The sequence below is a fragment of the Sphingomonas bacterium genome (assembly GCF_028289855.1).
Lineage (GTDB): Bacteria > Pseudomonadota > Alphaproteobacteria > Sphingomonadales > Sphingomonadaceae > Sphingomonas.
The window spans coordinates 1-16,916 of record NZ_JAQGKZ010000033.1 but is presented as its reverse complement, the minus strand read 5'-3'; the positions used below and the strand labels follow the sequence as shown (position 1 = coordinate 16,916).

The window sequence follows — 16,916 nt, the reverse complement described above, 5'->3', positions numbered from 1 at the left end:
ATGCTGCTCGCGATCGATGCCGGCAATACCAATGTCGTTTTCGCGCTGTTCGACGGTCGAGAGATCAAGGGCCGCTGGCGGATTGCGACCGATCCGCGCCGCACCGCCGACGAATATGCGGTATGGCTCAGCCAGCTGCTCAGTCTCGAAGGCTATGACCGCAAAGACGTGTCCGGCGTCATCGTATCGACCGTGGTGCCGCGCGCCACGCACAACCTTCAGGTGCTCGCCGAAAAATACTTCAAGACGACCGCGCTGATCGCCGGCCAACCCCCGGTCGAATATGGCATGGCGATCGACGTTCAGGAGCCGCAGAGTCTCGGCGCCGACCGCGCGGTCAACGCGATCGCCGCGCACGCGCTGCACGACGGCGACCTGATCGTAATCGATTTCGGTACCGCGTCGACGGTCGATTGGATCGATTATCGCGGCGCCTACAAGGGCGGGATCATCGCGCCGGGGATCAACCTGTCGCTTGATGCGCTGGTCGGCGCCGCGGCGAAATTGCCGCGCATCGCGATCGAGGCGCCCGCCGATCCGACCGTGATCGGGCGCGATACGGTCAGCCAGATGCAGATCGGCATCTATTGGGGCTATATCGCGATGATCGAGGGGCTGGTCGCGCGGATGAAAGCCGAAGTCGGTCGCCCGGTAACGGTGGTCGCCACCGGGGGCCTTGCCGTGCTATTCGAGAAGCGAACCCCTATATTCGATGTTATCGAGCCCGATCTGACGATCCGCGGGCTCGCGATGATGTGGGAACGGGCCCACGCGAACTGATACGCGGCATGCTCGCCGCGCTCCGACTTTGAAAGAACCTACGTGATACCGAAAAACGAACTGCTTTTCCTCGCGCTCGGCGGATCGGGCGAGATCGGGATGAACGTCAACCTGTACGGCTGCAACGGCAAATGGCTGATGGTCGATATGGGCGTGACCTTTGCTGACCCAGCCTATCCCGGTGTCGACCTGATCCTGCCCGACCTGCAATTCATCGAGGAGCAGGCCGAAAATCTGATCGGGATCGTGCTGACGCATGGGCATGAGGATCATATCGGCGCCTTGCCGTACCTCGCCGACGATCTCGGCGTGCCGCTCTACGCGACTCGCTTCACCGCCGGGCTGATCCGGGGGAAGCTGGAAGAAGAGGGCATCGCCAACCGGGTGAAGCTCAAGATCGTCAAGCCCAACGAGCGGATCGACCTCGCGCCGTTCGGCGTCACCTTCGTGCCGCTCGCGCATTCGATCCCGGAGGCGAGCGCGCTGCTCATCGACACGCCGCATGGCAAGATATTCCACACCGGCGACTGGAAGCTCGACGACAGCAGCGCCGTTCTGGGCAAGCCTTCGACCCCTGAGCAAGTCGCCGCGATCGGCGATGACGGTGTGCTCGCGCTCGTGTGCGATTCGACCAACGTGTTCAATCCTGAGCCATCGGGATCGGAATCGAGCGTGCGGGAGGGGCTGATCGCGGCGGTCAAGAAGGCGAAGGGGCGCGTGGTCGTCACCACCTTCGCCTCGAACGCGGCGCGATTGCAGACACTTGGCGAGGTGGCCAAGGCGACCAACCGGCGCGTATGCGTCACCGGGCGCTCGCTCGACCGCATCCTGCAGGTCTGCAAGGCGACCGGGTATCTCAAGAACTTTCCCGAACCGGTCACGCCCGACGCGGCGATGGGCATGCCGGGCCGCGACGTGCTGGTCGTCGCGACCGGCGGGCAGGGCGAACCGCGCGCCGCGCTCGGCCGCATCGCCGAGGGGACGCATCCGATCAAGCTGGCGGCGGGCGACACCGTGATCTTCTCGTCGAAGCAGATCCCCGGCAACGAACTGGCGATCGGCCGTATCCAGAACCAGCTTGCCGCCAAGGGCGTCGAGATGGTCACCGAGCGGCAGGAGCACGTCCACGTCTCCGGCCATCCAGGCCGGCCCGAGCTGGAGGCGATGTACGGCTGGATCAAGCCTGAGTTGCTGGTGCCGGTGCATGGCGAGATGCGTCACATGATGGAGCAAGCGCGGTTCGGGCTATCGAAGGGCATTCCGCGCGCCTTGGTCCAGACCGACGGCGACATCGTCCGCCTGGCGCCCGGCGATCCGCAAAAGATCGGCAATGCGGCGGTCGGGCGGTTGATGCTCGACGGCGACGTCATCCTGCCGGCCGACGGGGCGACGATGAACGAGCGCCGCCGCCTCGCGAGCTTCGGCCAGATGTCGGTCGCGGTGGCGATTAGCGGCAATTATCGCCTGGTCGGCACCCCCGAAGTCCGCCTTCAGGGCGTGCCGGTCGAAGAAGACAAGGAAGGCTTCCTCGACGAAGCATGCGACGCAGCGGCGGAAGCGGTGCGCAAGCACAAGGGCGATTTGAACGCGCTGCGCGAATCGCTGCGCCTCGCGGTGCGCCGTGTCGCGACCAAATGGACCGGCAAGAAGCCCGTCGTCGACGTACTGATCATCGAGGCCTGACGCGATGCGCTGGACCTCGTTGGTCGCGATCTACTTTCTTTTCTGGTCGTTCTCGGTGTTTCTCGTCCTGCCGTTCGGCGTCCGCACGACGCACGAGGCGGAGGGCGAGTATGTTCCCGGCCAGGCTGAGAGCGCGCCGCATGTCTTCGACGCCCGCCGCATCGCGATCCGCGTGACGATCGTCGCGACGATATTGTGGGCGTTGTTCGTGGCGAATTACGAGTTCGGCTGGGTCACCCCGAAGATGCTCGACCTGTTCGGGCGGCTGGACTAGGCGCGCAGCCGTTCGATCGCCTGGGCTAGCGCGACGTAGAGCTTGCCCATGTCCGACGACAGCAATGTCACGCCGATCGGCGCGCTATCGCGTTGCGCCAGCACCGCGCGCAGCATCGCTTCGAAATCGTGGATGTAGCGGTTGATCTGATCTCGAAGCGTTTCGTCATTCTCATACGCTTGCGCGATCGCGCGCATGTCGCCGGTGTCGAGCAGCTTGACCGCCCGGCGGGTGAATGCGCCGCGGTCGCCCTTGAGATACGCGGCCCATGATGTGTCGGGCACGTCGCTGGCGTAGATCGCAGCCAAATCGATCGCGGCCGAATTGAGCGATTCGATCAGCGTCGACACGCGCCGCGCAAACCCGTCCGCCTCGCTTGTGTCGGCGAGTCGCGCTTCGATATGCCCCGACGCATCGGCGATCGCGACCATCTGCTTGTTGAGCTTGTCCGATGCCTCCGTCGCGGACGTGGCCGCCGCGGTTTGCGCGTCGGCGATGGCGGCGAGGCTTTTCTCCAAAGCTTCCTTGCCCGCCGCCTCGATTGCGCTCCCGGCTTCGGGAACGATCCGCCCGATCGCCTCGCGGGCGTGATCCGCAGCGGCGTTGGCGGTGTCCCGAATCCGCATCAGGCTTTCGAGCAATTGCGGCGCGGCTTCGCCCGCGAAGCGCTGCGCCGCGCCGCTCGAATCCTCGATCGAGCGCGCGATGGCGTCGACTTGCGCCTGCCCATTGCCCAGCACCTCGCCGACATGGTTCACCACCGCTTCGATCGCAGCGATCCGTTCGGCCAGAGCGGTCGTGCTGTCGGTCGCGGTGCGGTCGAGCGACGCCTGATTGGCCGACAGCATCGCCGCCATCGCGTCGCCCTGCGCGGTGATGCCCTTGCGCGCCTCATCGACCGCGCTGGCGGTGCGATCGAGCAAGCCGTCGACCGTTTCGGACATCGTCGCGGTGACGCTTTCGAGCCGCGCACCGGCGGTCTCGCTGGTCGCCTCCATCCGCGCGATATTGGCGGCGAGGCGTTCGGCGGCACCGCTGGTGATCGCGTCCGCCTCTTTCCCGCGTTCGCCGAGCGCGACGAGTTGCGCATCGAGCGACGCGGCACGTTCGCTGGCGGTCAGCCCGGTCGCTTCGATTTTCGCGCCCAGCGCCTCGGTCTCGGCATGCGCCCGGGGCAGGGTCGCGAGCAGGACGTTGAGCTTGTCCTCCGCGGTGCGCGCCGCCGCGTCGAGCCCGGCGGCTTGTTGTCCGGCCTGCGTGATCTGCTCGGCCATGCCGCTCGCCGCCGCCATCATCGAGGTGATCTGGTCGCCGAGCATTAGCCGGTTGGCTTCGATCGTGTTGGCCATCGCGGCGATGACGGTCTGGAGGTGATCGGCCTCCGCACGCATCGACCGCGCGGTGGCGTTGAAACGTTGCGCCTCCGCCTTGCTCGACCGCAGCGCGATCAGCCACAATACGCCGATCCAGGCCGGCGGCGCAGCGAGCGCGGCGGCGAATTGCGCGAGCACCATCGGTTGCGGATTGGCGAGTACCGAGGGGCCGGCATACCAAATGATGAACCCGATCCACGCCGCCGCGAGCAGGAAGGCGACCGCGCCGAACACCTTGCCCCAAACGCTTGGCGGCGATTCATACTGGTCGAGATAGAGCGGCTCTTCGGCGTCTTCGGCCGGTACTGTGGCATCGAAATCCACATGCTCTGCGACCGGCGAGGTGTCGAATTCGACATCGCTCATGCGCAGATCGACGATTGTTGAACCCCCGCTCATGACGCTTTGTTTACCATGAAATGGTGCAGATCAAAGCGATTACGCAACGATCCGTTAAAGGCGTGGCGGTTATGACACGCTCATGGCCTATGATCCCGGAGCAATCGACGCGACCCTGGCGGCAGCCGTCGGTGACGAACCAGCGCTGATCGCGGAGTTGCGCATGGCGTTTGTCGATAGCGCCGAGCGCGCGATCGCGACGATCGAGGCCGCAACCGATGATGCCGGCTGGGCGCTCGGCACGGCACGGTTGAAGGGTTTGGCGGCTAGTTTCGGCGCGATCCGCCTGATGGCGCTGGCGTCCGAAGCGGCGGCGGTGCCGCACGATGCGGAGATGCTGCGCAAGCTGCGCCGCGCGGTCGCGCGCCTGTAATACTGGCGTTACGCCGAAACTCCCCGTAACAGCCCGCGCATGCTTGCGGGGCTTCTGTTCGCGACTGCCGATGCTTCCGATCGCCACGATACGCTCGCGGCGACGTTGCCGATCGGCGGCGTCACGCTGATCGAGTTTCAGGCGCGGCTGCTGATCGCGGCCGGGGCGTCGCAGATTGTCGTCGTCGTGTCGCGGCTGACCCCCGAATTGCTCGGGGCGATCAACCGATTGTCGCGGCGCGGCGTCGCCGTCGATTCGGTGCGCAACCCCAGCGAGGCGATCGCCAAGCTGCACCCGCTGGCGCGCGTCGTATGGTTCGCCGACGGTCTCGTCACGACCAGCGGCGTCGTCGAGGCGATGCGCGATCGCGATCACGACACGTTGCTGGTCGCAGGCGAAGGCGACGAGCTCGAGCGGATCGAGCCGGGCGTGGTATGGGCGGGCGTCGCGACGATCGACCCGCAACGCATCGCCGAGGTCGCGAAATTGCCGAGCGATTACGATTTCGCCTCGTCGTTGCTCCGCGTGGTGGCGCAGCGCGGCGCCGAACGCGTCGCGCTGCCCGACGCCGCGGTGCGCGACGGGCACGGCATCCAGCGCGATTCGCGCGCGCTGGCGGCGAAGGGCAGGGCGACCTTGGTCGCGGCGCTCGGCGCGCGCCCGAATTGGGTCGACCGCTTCCTGATCGCACCGCTCGCGCGTGTGGCATTGCCGCCGCTCGTCGCGCGCGGTGTGCCAGCGGTCATGCTGGCGGCCGTCGGTGTCGCGGCGAGCCTGGGCGGGCTGGCCGTATTGTTCATGGGTTGGGCGGCATCCGGTCTGGCGGCTGTGGTCGTCGCGCTCGCCTTGTTCGCGCTGACCGACGTGCTGGCGTGGCTGCGCGACGAACGGCGGCTGATCGTCGCGGTGAAGTGGCTGGGGCCGGCGAGTGTCGTGCTGGCGACGATCCTGTTCGGGCATCAGGCGGGGCTCGACGCCGGCACTGCGGTCGCGCCGCTACTCGCGCTGGCCGTTATAGTGGCTGGTGCGCTGGCCGAGCGGGCGGCGGGTTCGGTGCAGCGGCATTTGTGGTGGGCGACGCCCCCCGCCTACCTCCTCATTCTGTTGCCCGCGGCGATTGCGCGACAGCCACAGATCGGACTAGCGGTGGCGGCGGCCTACGCGGTCGCAACGCTCGCACATGCGATCGAAAGGCTGCGGACCCGCATTGCTGGCTGATGCGTAGGGCTAACCGCAATTTAACGACGGTGTCGCTATATCCCGCCCATGTCGATCGACCGAGGCGACATTGACGACGGCGCTCGCCGCAGCGCCAGTCAGCTGCTCGCGCGCGCGGCGGCTTCGCTGGGTCGCGCCGATCGCGGATTGGCCCAAACGATCGACGATTTTTACATGCCCGACGACGCCCGGCTCGACGAGCGCACGCGGGCGGTGCTGGCGGGCACGCTGACGGCAATGGTCGCGGTGGTCGAGGGCGATTTGCGGCGCCAGGTCGCGCGGTCGTTGACCGCAGCGGGGGACGGCGACCGCGCGCGGTGGTTGAGCGAGGGCGATCCGGTGTACGACCGGCTGGCCGCCGCGGGCCTGTTGCGCGATCCCGATCTGATGCGCGAACTGATCGCGCGAACGCGGCAGGATTTACTCGCCGATACGTTGCCTGCCGCAACGCCCGATGAAACGGGGGCGGCCAGCCTGCTCGCGCGGTTGACGGCGAGTGCCGATAGCCATGTTGCCGGCGCCGCCCGGGCGCTGATGGCGGCGGCGGCGCGGCGGCGCGGGCTACTCGACACGGGCCGCTTGACCCACACCGAACTACCCGCCGAATTGCACCACCGCCTGACCTGGTGGGTTGCCGCCGCAATCCACGAGCAGCTGGCCGGCGCCGACGCCGACCGCGCGTTGGCCGATGCCGCGCTCCGCGCGCTCGGCGCGCATGACGAGAGCGACCGGGTGGAAGGCGCGGCGATGCGCCTCGCCACCGCGATCGACGCGCAACCCGACGAACTGGCCGCGCTGCTGACGCATGCTTTGGGCGACCGCAACGTGGCGCTGTTCGTCGCGCTGCTGGCGCTGGCGCTCCGCCTCGATTTCGCGGTCGCGCGGCAGGTCGTGGTCGGTGGCGGCGATCCGCTATGGCTGGCGCTGCGCGCGGCCGATCTCGATCGCGCGACGATCGCCCGGATCGGGCTCGCGCTGAGCAATGATGTCGAGGCGTTCGCCGACCAACTCGACGCGATCGCGGCGGTCAGCCCCGTCGAGGCGCGCGCTGCGCTGGCGCCGCTGGCGCTTCCCCATGACTTTCGTGCCGCGATTGCCGCATTGGCTGCGCGATGAGCGACAACCCGGTACATGGTCTGGTCGATGGCGACGGTCGGCTGGTCGAGGCGGATCGTGCCCTCGACGAGCTCAACGCGCGCGCGGGCGGTCAAGTCGGCCAGCCGTTCGCGGTGCCGCAGGTCGCGGTGCTGGCGCGGCTGGCGCAGCGGCTTGGCATCCCGGTGTCGCGCCATGTTTTCGCCGCCGACGGGCCGGACGAAATCGAATTGTGGGTCGTCGCCACGCCGGCCGATACCGGCGTGCGCCTCGCGATCAGTGGCTGGCGCGTGCGGGCATCGTGGACCCCGCCCGCCGACACCGCGCGGCGCGACCGCGATTTGCTGCTGCAGGGCGCCGATTGGTCATGGGAAACCGACGCGACGCTCCACCTCACCGCGATCGGGGTCGAAGCCGCGCGGCAAGGCATCGAGCCCACCGGCCTGCTCGGCCAGCCGCTCGACTCGCTGATGACGCCGAAACCCGACGAGCACGGCGCGATGCCGATGTTTGCGGTGCTGCTGGCGCATGGCCCGTTCGACGATCAGCCCGCGACGATCCGCTCGACCGGCGCGACCGTAATGCTGTCGGCGCGACCCCGGCTCGATACGGGCGGCAAATTCGCCGGCTATATCGGCGCGGCACGGGCTGCGCCGGTGTCACCCGTTACGGCCGAACCCGATGGCGAGGCGCTGACCGAAGCATTCGGTGCGCGGCTCGACCGCGCGCTGCGGCTGCCGCTCAGCCGGATCATCGCCAACGCCGACAGCATCAACGCCCAGACCGATGGGCCGATCCGCCAGGATTATATCGACTATGCCGCCGACATCGCCGGCGCGGGGCGGCATTTGATGGCACTGGTCGACGATCTGGTCGATCTCCAGGCGATCGAGCGGCCCGGCTTCGCGGTCGCCGCCGATCCGATCGACCTGGCCGATGTCGGCCGCCGCGCCGCCGGCTTGCTCAGCGTACGCGCCGCCGAGCGCGGGGTCCGCATCGACAAGCCGCAAGACCTGGATACCGCGCCCGCAACCGGTGAGTTCAAGCGCGTGCTGCAAATCCTGGTCAATCTGGTCGGCAATGCGGTGCGTTATTCGCCCGACGGCGGGATGGTGTGGGTGCGCACGCACCGCGACCGGGGGGCGTCGGTGATCATCGTCGCCGATCAGGGAAAGGGCATCGCCCCCGAGGATCAGGCCCGCATCTTCGACAAGTTCGAACGAGTCGATCCGACCGAACCGGGGGGCAGCGGCTTGGGCCTCTACATCGCCCGCCGCCTGGCGCGCGCGATGGGCGGTGACCTGAGCGTCGATTCGGCACCGGGCGAGGGCGCCAGGTTCATGCTGAGCTTGCCGGAGAGGGGCGCTTAGCTTCCCACATTTCCCGTAAACGGCGCAATAAAAGCAATGCCGAGCGATCGATTGTTACCTCGCCGCGACACCAGTGGTCGGACGATCGAACTGCTTATGCGACGATGAGAAAGAGCGCGAACAACGCTCTCACGTGAAATCCTACATCGCAAGCATGATCAGCGCCGCCGCGCGAAGATGATCAGCGCCACGCCGACCACCGCGAGCAAGGCGCCGCGTAGTGCCCATGGACGCTGGTCGAGCATGAAGCTCGACGCCGGCCAATGCACGACGCCCAAGCCCTGTCCGATCCATAACAGTCCCATCAGGACGGCGAGAAATCCGACGATCAGCAAAGCGGTCTTGACGATGTTCATCAGCGTTTCTCCACCGCGACATAATCGCGCTGCACCGGGCCGGTGTAAAGCTGGCGCGGTCGGCCAATCTTCTGCGCGGGGTCGCTGATCATCTCGTTCCATTGCGCGACCCAGCCGACGGTGCGGGCGAGCGCGAACAACGCGGTAAACATCGTCGTCGGGAAACCGATCGCCGACAGGATCACGCCCGAGTAGAAATCGACGTTGGGGAACAGTTTCTTGTCGATAAAATAGGGGTCGTTGAGCGCCATTTCCTCGAGCTTCAGTGCGACGTCGAACACCGGGTCGCTGACCTTCATCGCGTCGAACACCTCGCGCACGGTCTTCTGCATCACGGTCGCGCGCGGATCGTAATTCTTGTACACGCGGTGGCCGAAGCCCATCAGGCGGAACGGGTCGTTCTTGTCCTTGGCGCGGGCGATGAACTCTGGAATGCGGTCGACCGTGCCGATCTCGCGCAGCATGTTGAGCGCGGCTTCGTTGGCGCCGCCATGCGCGGGACCCCACAGGCAGGCGATCCCCGCCGCGATGCACGCGAACGGGTTGGCGCCCGACGATCCGGCGAGGCGCACGGTCGAGGTCGAGGCGTTCTGTTCGTGGTCGGCGTGGAGGATGAAGATGCGGTCGAGCGCCTTTTCCACCACCGGGTTCACTTCGTACGGCTCGGCCGGCACGCCAAACGTCATGCGCAGGAAATTGCCGGTGTAGGACAGGCTGTTGTCGGGGTAGAGGAACGGTTGCCCGACGCTGTATTTGTACGCCATCGCCGCGATCGTCGGCATCTTGGCGATCAAGCGGTGCGACGCGATCATCCGCTGGCGCGGATCGTGGATCTCGGTCGAATCGTGATAGAAAGCGCTGAGCGCGCCGACCACGCCGCACATGATCGCCATCGGGTGCGCGTCACGCCGGAACCCGCGGTAAAAGGTCGCGAGCTGTTCGTGCAGCATCGTGTGGCGGCTGATCGTGTGCGAGAAGCTGGCGAGTTCCTGTTTCGACGGCAGTTCGCCGTTCAACAGCAGGTAGCTGACCTCCATGAAGCTCGATTCCTCGGCGAGCTGGCCGATCGGATAGCCGCGGTGGAGCAGCACGCCCTCATCGCCGTCGATATAGGTCAGCGCGCTTTCGCAACTGGCGGTCGAGGTGAAGCCGGGGTCGTACGTGAACATGCCGGTGTCGGCATAGAGCTTGCGGATGTCGATGACCTCGGGCCCGACGGTGCCCGACAGGACAGTGTAATCGTGGTTGCCGAGCTTGATGCTGGACGTGTCGGTCATCGTAACTTCCCTTCGAATTCTACGCTGCCATGCGGTCGGCGATGCGACCCAGGCTTTCCGTACGGCCCAGCGCGACGAGCACGTCGAAGATGCCGGGCGAGGTACGCTTACCCGTCAGCGCCGCCCGCAACGGCTGCGCGACCTGGCCCAGTTTCACCCCGGCGTCCTCGGCGACGTGCCGAACCGCTTGTTCGAGAGCCTCCGTATCCCAGCCGTCGGTGGCGTCAAGCGCGGCGTGAACGCCGGCAAGAAGGGCGGGTGCGTCGCCGTCGAGCAAGGGTGCTGCATCTGCGTCGATTGGAAGTGGGCGCGTCGCGAACAAAAACGTGCTTCCCTCCGCCAAGTCGATCAGATTTGCGGCGCGCGGTTTGAGAAATGGCATGGTGCGGCGCAACAAATCGTGCTGCGTAGCGTCCAATTTGAAGGGTAGCCAGGCGGCCACCAGATCGGCCAGCCGGCCATCGTCGGCTTCGCGAATATAATGCCCGTTGAGGTTCTCCAGTTTCTTCAGATCGAACCGGCTTGGCGATTTGCCGACGCCCGCAAGGTCGAACCATTCGATTGCCTGCTCGCGGCTGATGATCTCGTCGTCGCCATGACCCCAGCCGAGCCGGAGAAGGTAATTATCGACCGCTTCGGGCAACAGGCCGAGTTCGTCGCGATAGGCATCGACCCCGAGCGCGCCGTGGCGTTTCGACAGTTTCGCGCCGTCCGACCCATGGATCAGCGGGATGTGCGCGTAGACCGGCTCCGCCCAGCCCATCGCGCGGTAGATCGGCAATTGGCGGAAGGCGTTGTTGAGATGATCGTCGCCGCGGATGACGTGAGTCACGCCCATGTCGTGATCGTCGACCACCACCGCGAGCATATAGGTCGGCGTGCCGTCCGACCGCAGCAGGACGAGGTCGTCGATCTCGGCGTTCTGGACGGTGACCGATCCCTGAACGCGGTCTTCGATCGTCGTCGCGCCCTCGGTCGGTGCCTTGAGGCGGATGACGTGTGGGGCGTCGGGTTCGTTCGCCAATTTGTCGCGCCACGGCGAGCGGATGCGCAACGGCTTCTTTGCGGCCTCGGCCTCGGCCCGCATCCGGGCGAGTTCGTCCTGAGTCAGATAGCAGCGGTATGCCGCGCCCTTTTCGACCATCTCCATCGCGACCGCGGCATGGCGGCCGGCGCGCGCGAATTGATAGATCTCGCCACCGTCCCAATCGAGCCCGAGCCAGCGCATCCCGTCGAGGATCGCGTCGATCGCCGGTTGGGTCGAGCGCGCGCGGTCGGTATCCTCGATCCGCAGCAGGAATTTGCCGCCATGATGGCGCGCAAACAACAGGTTGAACAACGCAGTGCGCGCGCCGCCGATGTGCAGATAGCCGGTCGGCGAGGGCGCGAACCGGGTGACGACGGGCGTGTCGGATGCGCCGGCGGGCGATCCGGGATCAGAACTTGCGCTCAACCGCGCGTGCTCCCAAGCTGGAGTTACGATGGCGACGACCGCCGAGGGGGCCCCTAGCACGCTGGTTTCGCGGCTTCAAACGCAGGCCGCGTCGGTCAGGCGTGCGCGCGATGCATTCGAGATCTGGCTGGAGGCCGAGCGCGACCAATTGCCGTTGTGGCTGCCGGTAGCGTTAGGGTCGGGGATCGTTGCGTGGTTCGTGTTGCCCGACCCGGCGCAGTGGATCGCGGCTATGTGCGGCCTTGCGGCGGTCGCGCTCGCGGCAGTCGCGATTGGCCGGCACGGGAGGGCAGGGCGAGCGCTGGCAATCGGTGCGGCGGCGGCGGCGCTGGGGATTGGGCTCGCGTGGTGGCGCGCGAGCGACGTTGCCGCGCCGGTATTGGCGCGACCCGCGATCGTGACGATGACCGCGCGGGTCGAGGGGGTCGAACCGTTGCCGGCGCGAGAGTTGGTGCGGCTGCGGTTGGCGCCGTTGTCGGTCGAGCCTGACGCCTCACCTTCAACGCTTCCCCGGCGCAGGCCGGGCCCCAGTCGGGACGGAGGATGTTACGACGCTGAGCGTCCGCCAACCAGCCGCTCGCAACTGGGCCCCGGCCTGCGCCGGGGAGGCGTGGAATGTGGGAGGGGCGGCGAGCAAAGGCCGCCCATCACCCTACCGCCGCACATCCGCGTCAACCTCGCGCAAGCCGACATGCCCGCCAATCTCGGCCTCGGCGCAACGATCAAGCTCCAGGCCCGGCTGATGCCGCCCAACGAGGCGACGGTCCCTGGTGCCTACGACTTCCGCCGGGTCGCATGGTTCGACCGGCTCGGTGCGACGGGGAAGGGAATTGCGCCGGTAACGGTGCTGACGCCGGGCGCGGCATCGAACGGGCTTCGCGCGCGCCTCGCCGCGCATATCGAGTTGCAGTTGCCCGGCAGCGCGGGCGGAATTGCGGCGGCGCTGGCGGCGGGCGATGAAGGCGCGATCAGCCAGGAGGATTCGGACGCGATGCGGCGCTCGGGGCTGGCGCATTTGCTCTCGGTCAGCGGGCTGCACATCACCGCGGCGGTCGCGATGACGATCCTGCTGGTCACGCGGCTGCTCGCCTTCTTCCCGTCGGTTGCTTTGCGCGTGCGCGTGCCGGTGGTCGCAGCCGGGGTCGGCGCCTTGGCGGCGATCGGCTACACCATGCTGACGGGTAACCAAGTGCCGACGATGCGATCATGCGTCGCCGCTTTGCTGGTGCTGATCGCGCTGTCGATGGGGCGCGAGGCGATCACGCTGCGACTGGTCGCGGCGGGGGCATTTATCGTCATGCTGCTGTGGCCCGAAGCGCTGATGGGGCCGAGCTTCCAATTGTCGTTCGCGGCGGTCGCGGCGATCGTGGCGTTGCACGAGCAGCCGACGGTGCGCGGCTGGTTTCTCAAGCGCGACGAGGCGTGGCGGCGCAAGGTGGCGCGCGAATTGGGATCGTTGCTGCTCACGGGGCTCGTCGTCGAGGCCGCGCTGGCACCGATCGCGCTGTATCATTTCCACAAGAGCGGGCTGTACGGCGCGTTCGCCAATATCGTCGCGATCCCGCTGACGACCTTCGTCATCATGCCGGCAGAGGCGCTGGCGCTGGCGTTCGACGCCATCGGGCTTGGCGCGCCATTCTGGTGGATGACGGGCAAGGCGCTCGCGCTGTTGCTGTGGATCGCCCATACCGCGTCGGGCGCGCCCGGATCGCTGGCGATGCTCCCGGCTATGCCGGGCGGCGCGTACGGACTGATGATCGCGGGCGGATTGTGGTTCGCACTGTGGCGGACGCGCGTGCGGTTGGCCGGGATCGTGCCGTTTGCGGCCGGGGCGGTCTGGGCGCTGGCGACTCCTGCGCCGGACTTGCTCGTATCGGGCGACGGCCAGCATCTCGCCGTGCGCACGCCCGGCGGCGGCATTGCGATGTTGCGCGACAAGGCCGGCGACTATGCCCGCGACACGATGGCGGAAAATGCCGGGGTCGATGGCGAAGCCTTGCTGCTGTCCGAGCAACCGTTCGCGCAGTGCAGCCGCGACGCTTGCCTGGCGGTGATCAACTCAGGTGGCCGCGGCTTTCGCGTCCTGGCGACGCGGAGTCTTTATCAACTGCCGATCGAGCAACTGAGCGCGGCGTGCCGCAGCGCCGATATCGTCGTCAGCGATCGCCGCTTGCCACGCACTTGCACGCCGCGCTGGCTCAAGCTCGATGCCCCGACGCTGCGCAAGACCGGCGGTGTGGCGATCGCGCTGTCGAGCGGGCGGATCGTCACCGTGCGGGCGCCCGGCGACCAGCACCCGTGGATGATGCGCGCGCCGACGAAATTTGGCGCCGATCCGGGGCTGGCGTATCGCCGCCCGATTGGCGACAAGGGACCATGAACGCTCCGATCAACCCGCTTGAACGCGTGTCCCCGTACGCGGTCCGCGACGGCGTGTTGCGGACCGGCGACCTAGCCGATTTGCTCGACTTTACGCTCGCGCACGAAGTGGATTTCGGCTTGTCGAAGCTCGGCCAGGCCGGATTGACGCCCGACTATCGCTCGTCGCGCACGTTGCCGCGGCGCATGCTCGATGCGTGGCGCGACCGGATCGAGGGATATGTGACCGCGCTGTTGCCCGGACTGCTCGCCGAGCTGGGCATAAAGCCGTTCCCCGTGTCGCGGTTCGAACTCGAGCTCGTCGCGAACAATGACGGCGATTTCTACCGCACGCATATCGATACCAAGATGGGCCCGCGCGAGGGCCGGGGGACGCGGTTGGTCAGCATGGTCTATTATTTTCACGTCGAGCCCAAGGCGTTCACCGGTGGCGCGCTGCGGCTGTTCTCGCTGGCGTCGAAATCGGTGTTTGCCGACGTCGAGCCTGCTCAGAATCGGCTCGTGGCGTTTCCATCGTGGGTACCGCATGAAGTCCGGCCGACGATCTGCCCATCGGGCGCGTTCACGGACTCGCGCTTCTCGATCAATTGCTGGGCGCGGTCGAAGGGTAAGACCGCGCCCGCGCAATCTCAATCGTAACGCCGCAATAGCCCGGCCAGCCGGCCCTGCACGCGCACCTGCGCCGGGCGATACCGCTGCGGGTCGTAGGCGCGGTTGGCCGGGTCGAGCCGGACCATCGCGCCTTCGCGGCGGAAATATTTGAGCGTCGCCTCATTTTCCTCGATCAGCGCCACGACGATCTCCCCGTCGCGCGCCACGTCGGTGCGGCGGATCAGCGCGTAATCGCCGTCGAGAATACCGGCCTCGACCATCGAATCGCCCGACACCTCAAGCGCGTAATGCTCGCCATTGCCGAGCAGCGCGGCGGGCACCGCCAGCATCGCCGAGCTCTCGAACGCCTCGATCGGAACGCCGGCGGCGATGCGGCCGTGCAACGGGATCTCGATCACGTCGTTGGCGGGTTCGGGCAAGGGGCGGAAATTGTTCGGCTTGGGCACCGCACCGCGCTTTTCGGCGCGTTCGGGCACCTTGAGCACCTCCAGCGCGCGTGCGCGATTGGGCAGGCGGCGCAGGAACTGGCGTTCCTCGAGCGCCGAGATCAGGCGGTGCACCCCCGATTTCGACTTGAGGTCGAGCGCGTCCTTCATTTCCTCGAACGATGGCGACACCCCGGTTTCGGCGAGCCGATCGTTGATGAAGCAGATGAGTTCGTGCTGCTTCTTCGTGAGCATGATGTTCCTCCGTCCAGAACAGACGCGGAACCAATATGGAACATAATGCCTGAAGTCAAGCGAGCGTAACGATCTCCACTTGCTCGCCCTTTTGCGCCGCCGCGGCATGGGGTTCGCGGATGATCAGGCAGTCGGCCCGCGCCAGCGTCGCCAGCATCGAACTGTCCTGAATCGCGGCGACGAAGGCGCGGCCATCGGCGATCGTGGCGCGCAGATAATCCTCGCGATGGTCGTTGGCGGGAAGCGGCTCGCCGAGCGTCGCGGTCAGGCGCCTGGGGAGGGGATCGGCGGCACTGGCCATCGCGGCGATCAAGGGGCGCAGGAACAAAGTCGCGGTGACGAACGCCGACACCGGATTGCCCGGCAGCCCGAGCACGACCGCCTCGCCGAGCCGCCCGGCGAGCATCGGCTTGCCCGGCCGCAGCGCGATCCGCCAGAAATCGATCGCCCCGCCCGCCGCCTCGAGCGCGGGGCGGACGAGGTCGTGGTCACCGACCGACGCGCCGCCGGTGGTGACGATGATGTCGGCCCGCGCGCCGGCGAACGCGGCGGTCAGCGTGTCGAGCCGGTCGGGGATGATGCCGAGCATGGTCACGTCGACCGGCAGGTCGGCGAGCATCGCGGCCAGCATCGCGCTATTGCCCTCGGGCAGCGCGAGCGGATCGGTCGAATTGCTGCCAGGCGCGATCAGTTCGTCGCCGGTCGCCATGACCGCGACGCGCACCCGGCGGTTGACCGCGACCGTCCCATGGCAGCCGGTCGCCGCTAGTGCGATGCGCGCCGGACTCATTCGCGTACCGCGCGCGATCAGCGTGTCGCCGGTCGAGAAATCGAGTCCCTTGCGCCGCACATTGCGCCCGAGCCCCGGCGGGCCTTCACCGGTAAGCGTCATGTGGTCGCCTTCGCGGCTCGCTTCCTCCTGAACGAGCACGGTGTCCGCCCCCTCGGGCATCGCCGCGCCGGTAAAGATCCGCGCCGCCTCTCCGGCGCCGACCGATCCCGCAAAGGCGCGCCCTGCCGCACTTTCGCCGACCACGCGCCACGGCCCCGGCAGGTCGGCGAAGCGGATCGCATAGCCGTCCATCGCCGAAAGATCGGCGGCAGGCTGCGTGCGCAGCGCCGTCACCTCCCGCGCGGCGAAGCGGCCGGCGGCAGCGAGGAGCGGGACGGTTTCCTCGGGTAGCGGCCGGGCGAGCGCGAGGATGCGCGCCTGCGCTTCGGCCACCGCCAGCAACGTCATGCCGCCCGCCAATCGCCGGATCGCCCACCCGATTTGGCGAGCAGGCGCACCCCGCCGATCGTCATGCCGCGATCGAGCGCCTTGGCCATGTCGTAGATCGTCAGCAACGCGACCGAGACGGCGGTCATCGCCTCCATCTCGATACCGGTGGAGTAGGTGGTGGAAACGGTCGCGGTGCAGCGGATCGCAGCGTCCTCCAGCACCAGATCGATCGAGACGGCGGCGATCGGCAGCGGATGGCACAGCGGGATCAAATCGGCCGTCTTCTTCGCGGCCATGATGCCGGCGACACGGGCGACGGCGAGGACATCGCCCTTCTTCACCTCGCGATTGGCAACGGCAGCGGTGGTCTCG

General features: G+C 67.4%; 16 protein-coding genes. 9 read left to right on the top strand and 7 right to left on the bottom strand.

The window, feature by feature from the left end; genetic code table 11:
• The 3 genes from JWM94_RS02895 to JWM94_RS02885 are packed head-to-tail and all read left to right on the top strand — an operon-like array spanning position 1 to position 2,737.
• On the top strand, positions 1-780 hold the full coding sequence (locus tag JWM94_RS02895) for a type III pantothenate kinase (protein ID WP_299421377.1): 780 nt from the start codon (positions 1-3) through the stop codon (positions 778-780).
• A 42-nt stretch (positions 781-822) separates the two neighbouring features.
• Positions 823-2,463, top strand: coding sequence for a ribonuclease J (locus JWM94_RS02890; protein ID WP_299421373.1), 1,641 nt, complete (start codon positions 823-825; stop codon positions 2,461-2,463).
• A gap of 4 nt (positions 2,464-2,467) precedes the next feature.
• Positions 2,468-2,737, top strand: coding sequence for a DUF1467 family protein (locus JWM94_RS02885; RefSeq protein WP_299421369.1), 270 nt, complete (start codon positions 2,468-2,470; stop codon positions 2,735-2,737).
• On the opposite strand, the gene JWM94_RS02880 is transcribed toward JWM94_RS02885, so the two are convergent.
• Positions 2,734-4,509: a hypothetical protein gene (locus JWM94_RS02880; protein WP_299421365.1), complete on the bottom strand. Its 1,776-nt coding sequence runs from the start codon at positions 4,507-4,509 to the stop codon at positions 2,734-2,736. The two genes, JWM94_RS02885 and JWM94_RS02880, sit on opposite strands and share 4 nt — an antisense overlap.
• Before the next feature lie 82 nt (positions 4,510-4,591).
• Between JWM94_RS02880 and JWM94_RS02875 the strand changes: the two genes are divergently transcribed.
• From JWM94_RS02875 to JWM94_RS02860, 4 genes are read left to right on the top strand one after another with little or no spacing between them, the layout of a single operon-like run.
• On the top strand, positions 4,592-4,882 hold the full coding sequence (locus JWM94_RS02875; RefSeq protein ID WP_299421363.1) for an Hpt domain-containing protein: 291 nt from the start codon (positions 4,592-4,594) through the stop codon (positions 4,880-4,882).
• 39 nt (positions 4,883-4,921) lie between these two features.
• Positions 4,922-6,100, top strand: a complete 1,179-nt coding sequence (locus JWM94_RS02870; RefSeq protein ID WP_299421360.1) for a hypothetical protein — start codon at positions 4,922-4,924, stop codon at positions 6,098-6,100.
• Between the two features lie 48 nt (positions 6,101-6,148).
• The gene (locus JWM94_RS02865) at positions 6,149-7,216 is read left to right on the top strand and encodes a DUF2336 domain-containing protein (RefSeq protein ID WP_299421358.1); all 1,068 of its coding nucleotides are present in this window, start codon (positions 6,149-6,151) and stop codon (positions 7,214-7,216) included.
• Positions 7,213-8,565: a HAMP domain-containing sensor histidine kinase gene (locus tag JWM94_RS02860; protein WP_299421354.1), complete on the top strand. Its 1,353-nt coding sequence runs from the start codon at positions 7,213-7,215 to the stop codon at positions 8,563-8,565. The genes JWM94_RS02865 and JWM94_RS02860 overlap by 4 nt, the downstream gene beginning before the upstream one ends.
• Positions 8,566-8,723: 158 nt before the next feature.
• Here JWM94_RS02860 and JWM94_RS02855 read toward each other — a convergent pair whose 3' ends face one another.
• Genes JWM94_RS02855 through gltX form a run of 3 tightly spaced genes read right to left on the bottom strand, consistent with a single transcriptional unit; the run spans position 8,724 to position 11,651 of the window.
• Positions 8,724-8,921, bottom strand: coding sequence for a hypothetical protein (locus JWM94_RS02855; RefSeq protein WP_299421351.1), 198 nt, complete (start codon positions 8,919-8,921; stop codon positions 8,724-8,726).
• The gene (locus JWM94_RS02850; RefSeq protein WP_299421348.1) at positions 8,921-10,198 is read right to left on the bottom strand and encodes a citrate synthase; all 1,278 of its coding nucleotides are present in this window, start codon (positions 10,196-10,198) and stop codon (positions 8,921-8,923) included. The genes JWM94_RS02855 and JWM94_RS02850 overlap by 1 nt, the downstream gene beginning before the upstream one ends.
• Before the next feature lie 19 nt (positions 10,199-10,217).
• Positions 10,218-11,651 carry a glutamate--tRNA ligase gene (gene gltX, locus JWM94_RS02845; protein WP_299421344.1) on the bottom strand — a complete coding sequence of 478 codons (1,434 nt, stop codon included), beginning with the start codon at positions 11,649-11,651 and terminating at the stop codon, positions 10,218-10,220.
• A 28-nt stretch (positions 11,652-11,679) separates the two neighbouring features.
• On the opposite strand from gltX, the gene JWM94_RS02840 reads away from it, so the two are divergent.
• Together JWM94_RS02840 and JWM94_RS02835 are read left to right on the top strand one after the other, a co-directional pair.
• Complete coding sequence (locus tag JWM94_RS02840; RefSeq protein WP_299421340.1) at positions 11,680-14,031, top strand: ComEC/Rec2 family competence protein; 2,352 nt, start codon at positions 11,680-11,682, stop codon at positions 14,029-14,031.
• On the top strand, positions 14,028-14,669 hold the full coding sequence (locus JWM94_RS02835; protein WP_299421336.1) for a 2OG-Fe(II) oxygenase: 642 nt from the start codon (positions 14,028-14,030) through the stop codon (positions 14,667-14,669). The genes JWM94_RS02840 and JWM94_RS02835 overlap by 4 nt, the downstream gene beginning before the upstream one ends.
• On the opposite strand, the gene lexA is transcribed toward JWM94_RS02835, so the two are convergent.
• The 3 genes from lexA to moaC all read right to left on the bottom strand — a co-directional run.
• On the bottom strand, positions 14,660-15,322 hold the full coding sequence (gene lexA / locus JWM94_RS02830) for a transcriptional repressor LexA (protein WP_299421333.1): 663 nt from the start codon (positions 15,320-15,322) through the stop codon (positions 14,660-14,662). The two genes, JWM94_RS02835 and lexA, sit on opposite strands and share 10 nt — an antisense overlap.
• Before the next feature lie 55 nt (positions 15,323-15,377).
• The gene (gene glp, locus JWM94_RS02825; protein WP_299421329.1) at positions 15,378-16,562 is read right to left on the bottom strand and encodes a gephyrin-like molybdotransferase Glp; all 1,185 of its coding nucleotides are present in this window, start codon (positions 16,560-16,562) and stop codon (positions 15,378-15,380) included.
• On the bottom strand, positions 16,559-16,916 hold a 358-nt coding region (gene moaC / locus JWM94_RS02820), incomplete at its 5' end, for a cyclic pyranopterin monophosphate synthase MoaC (protein WP_299421324.1). The genes moaC and glp, both read right to left, overlap by 4 nt.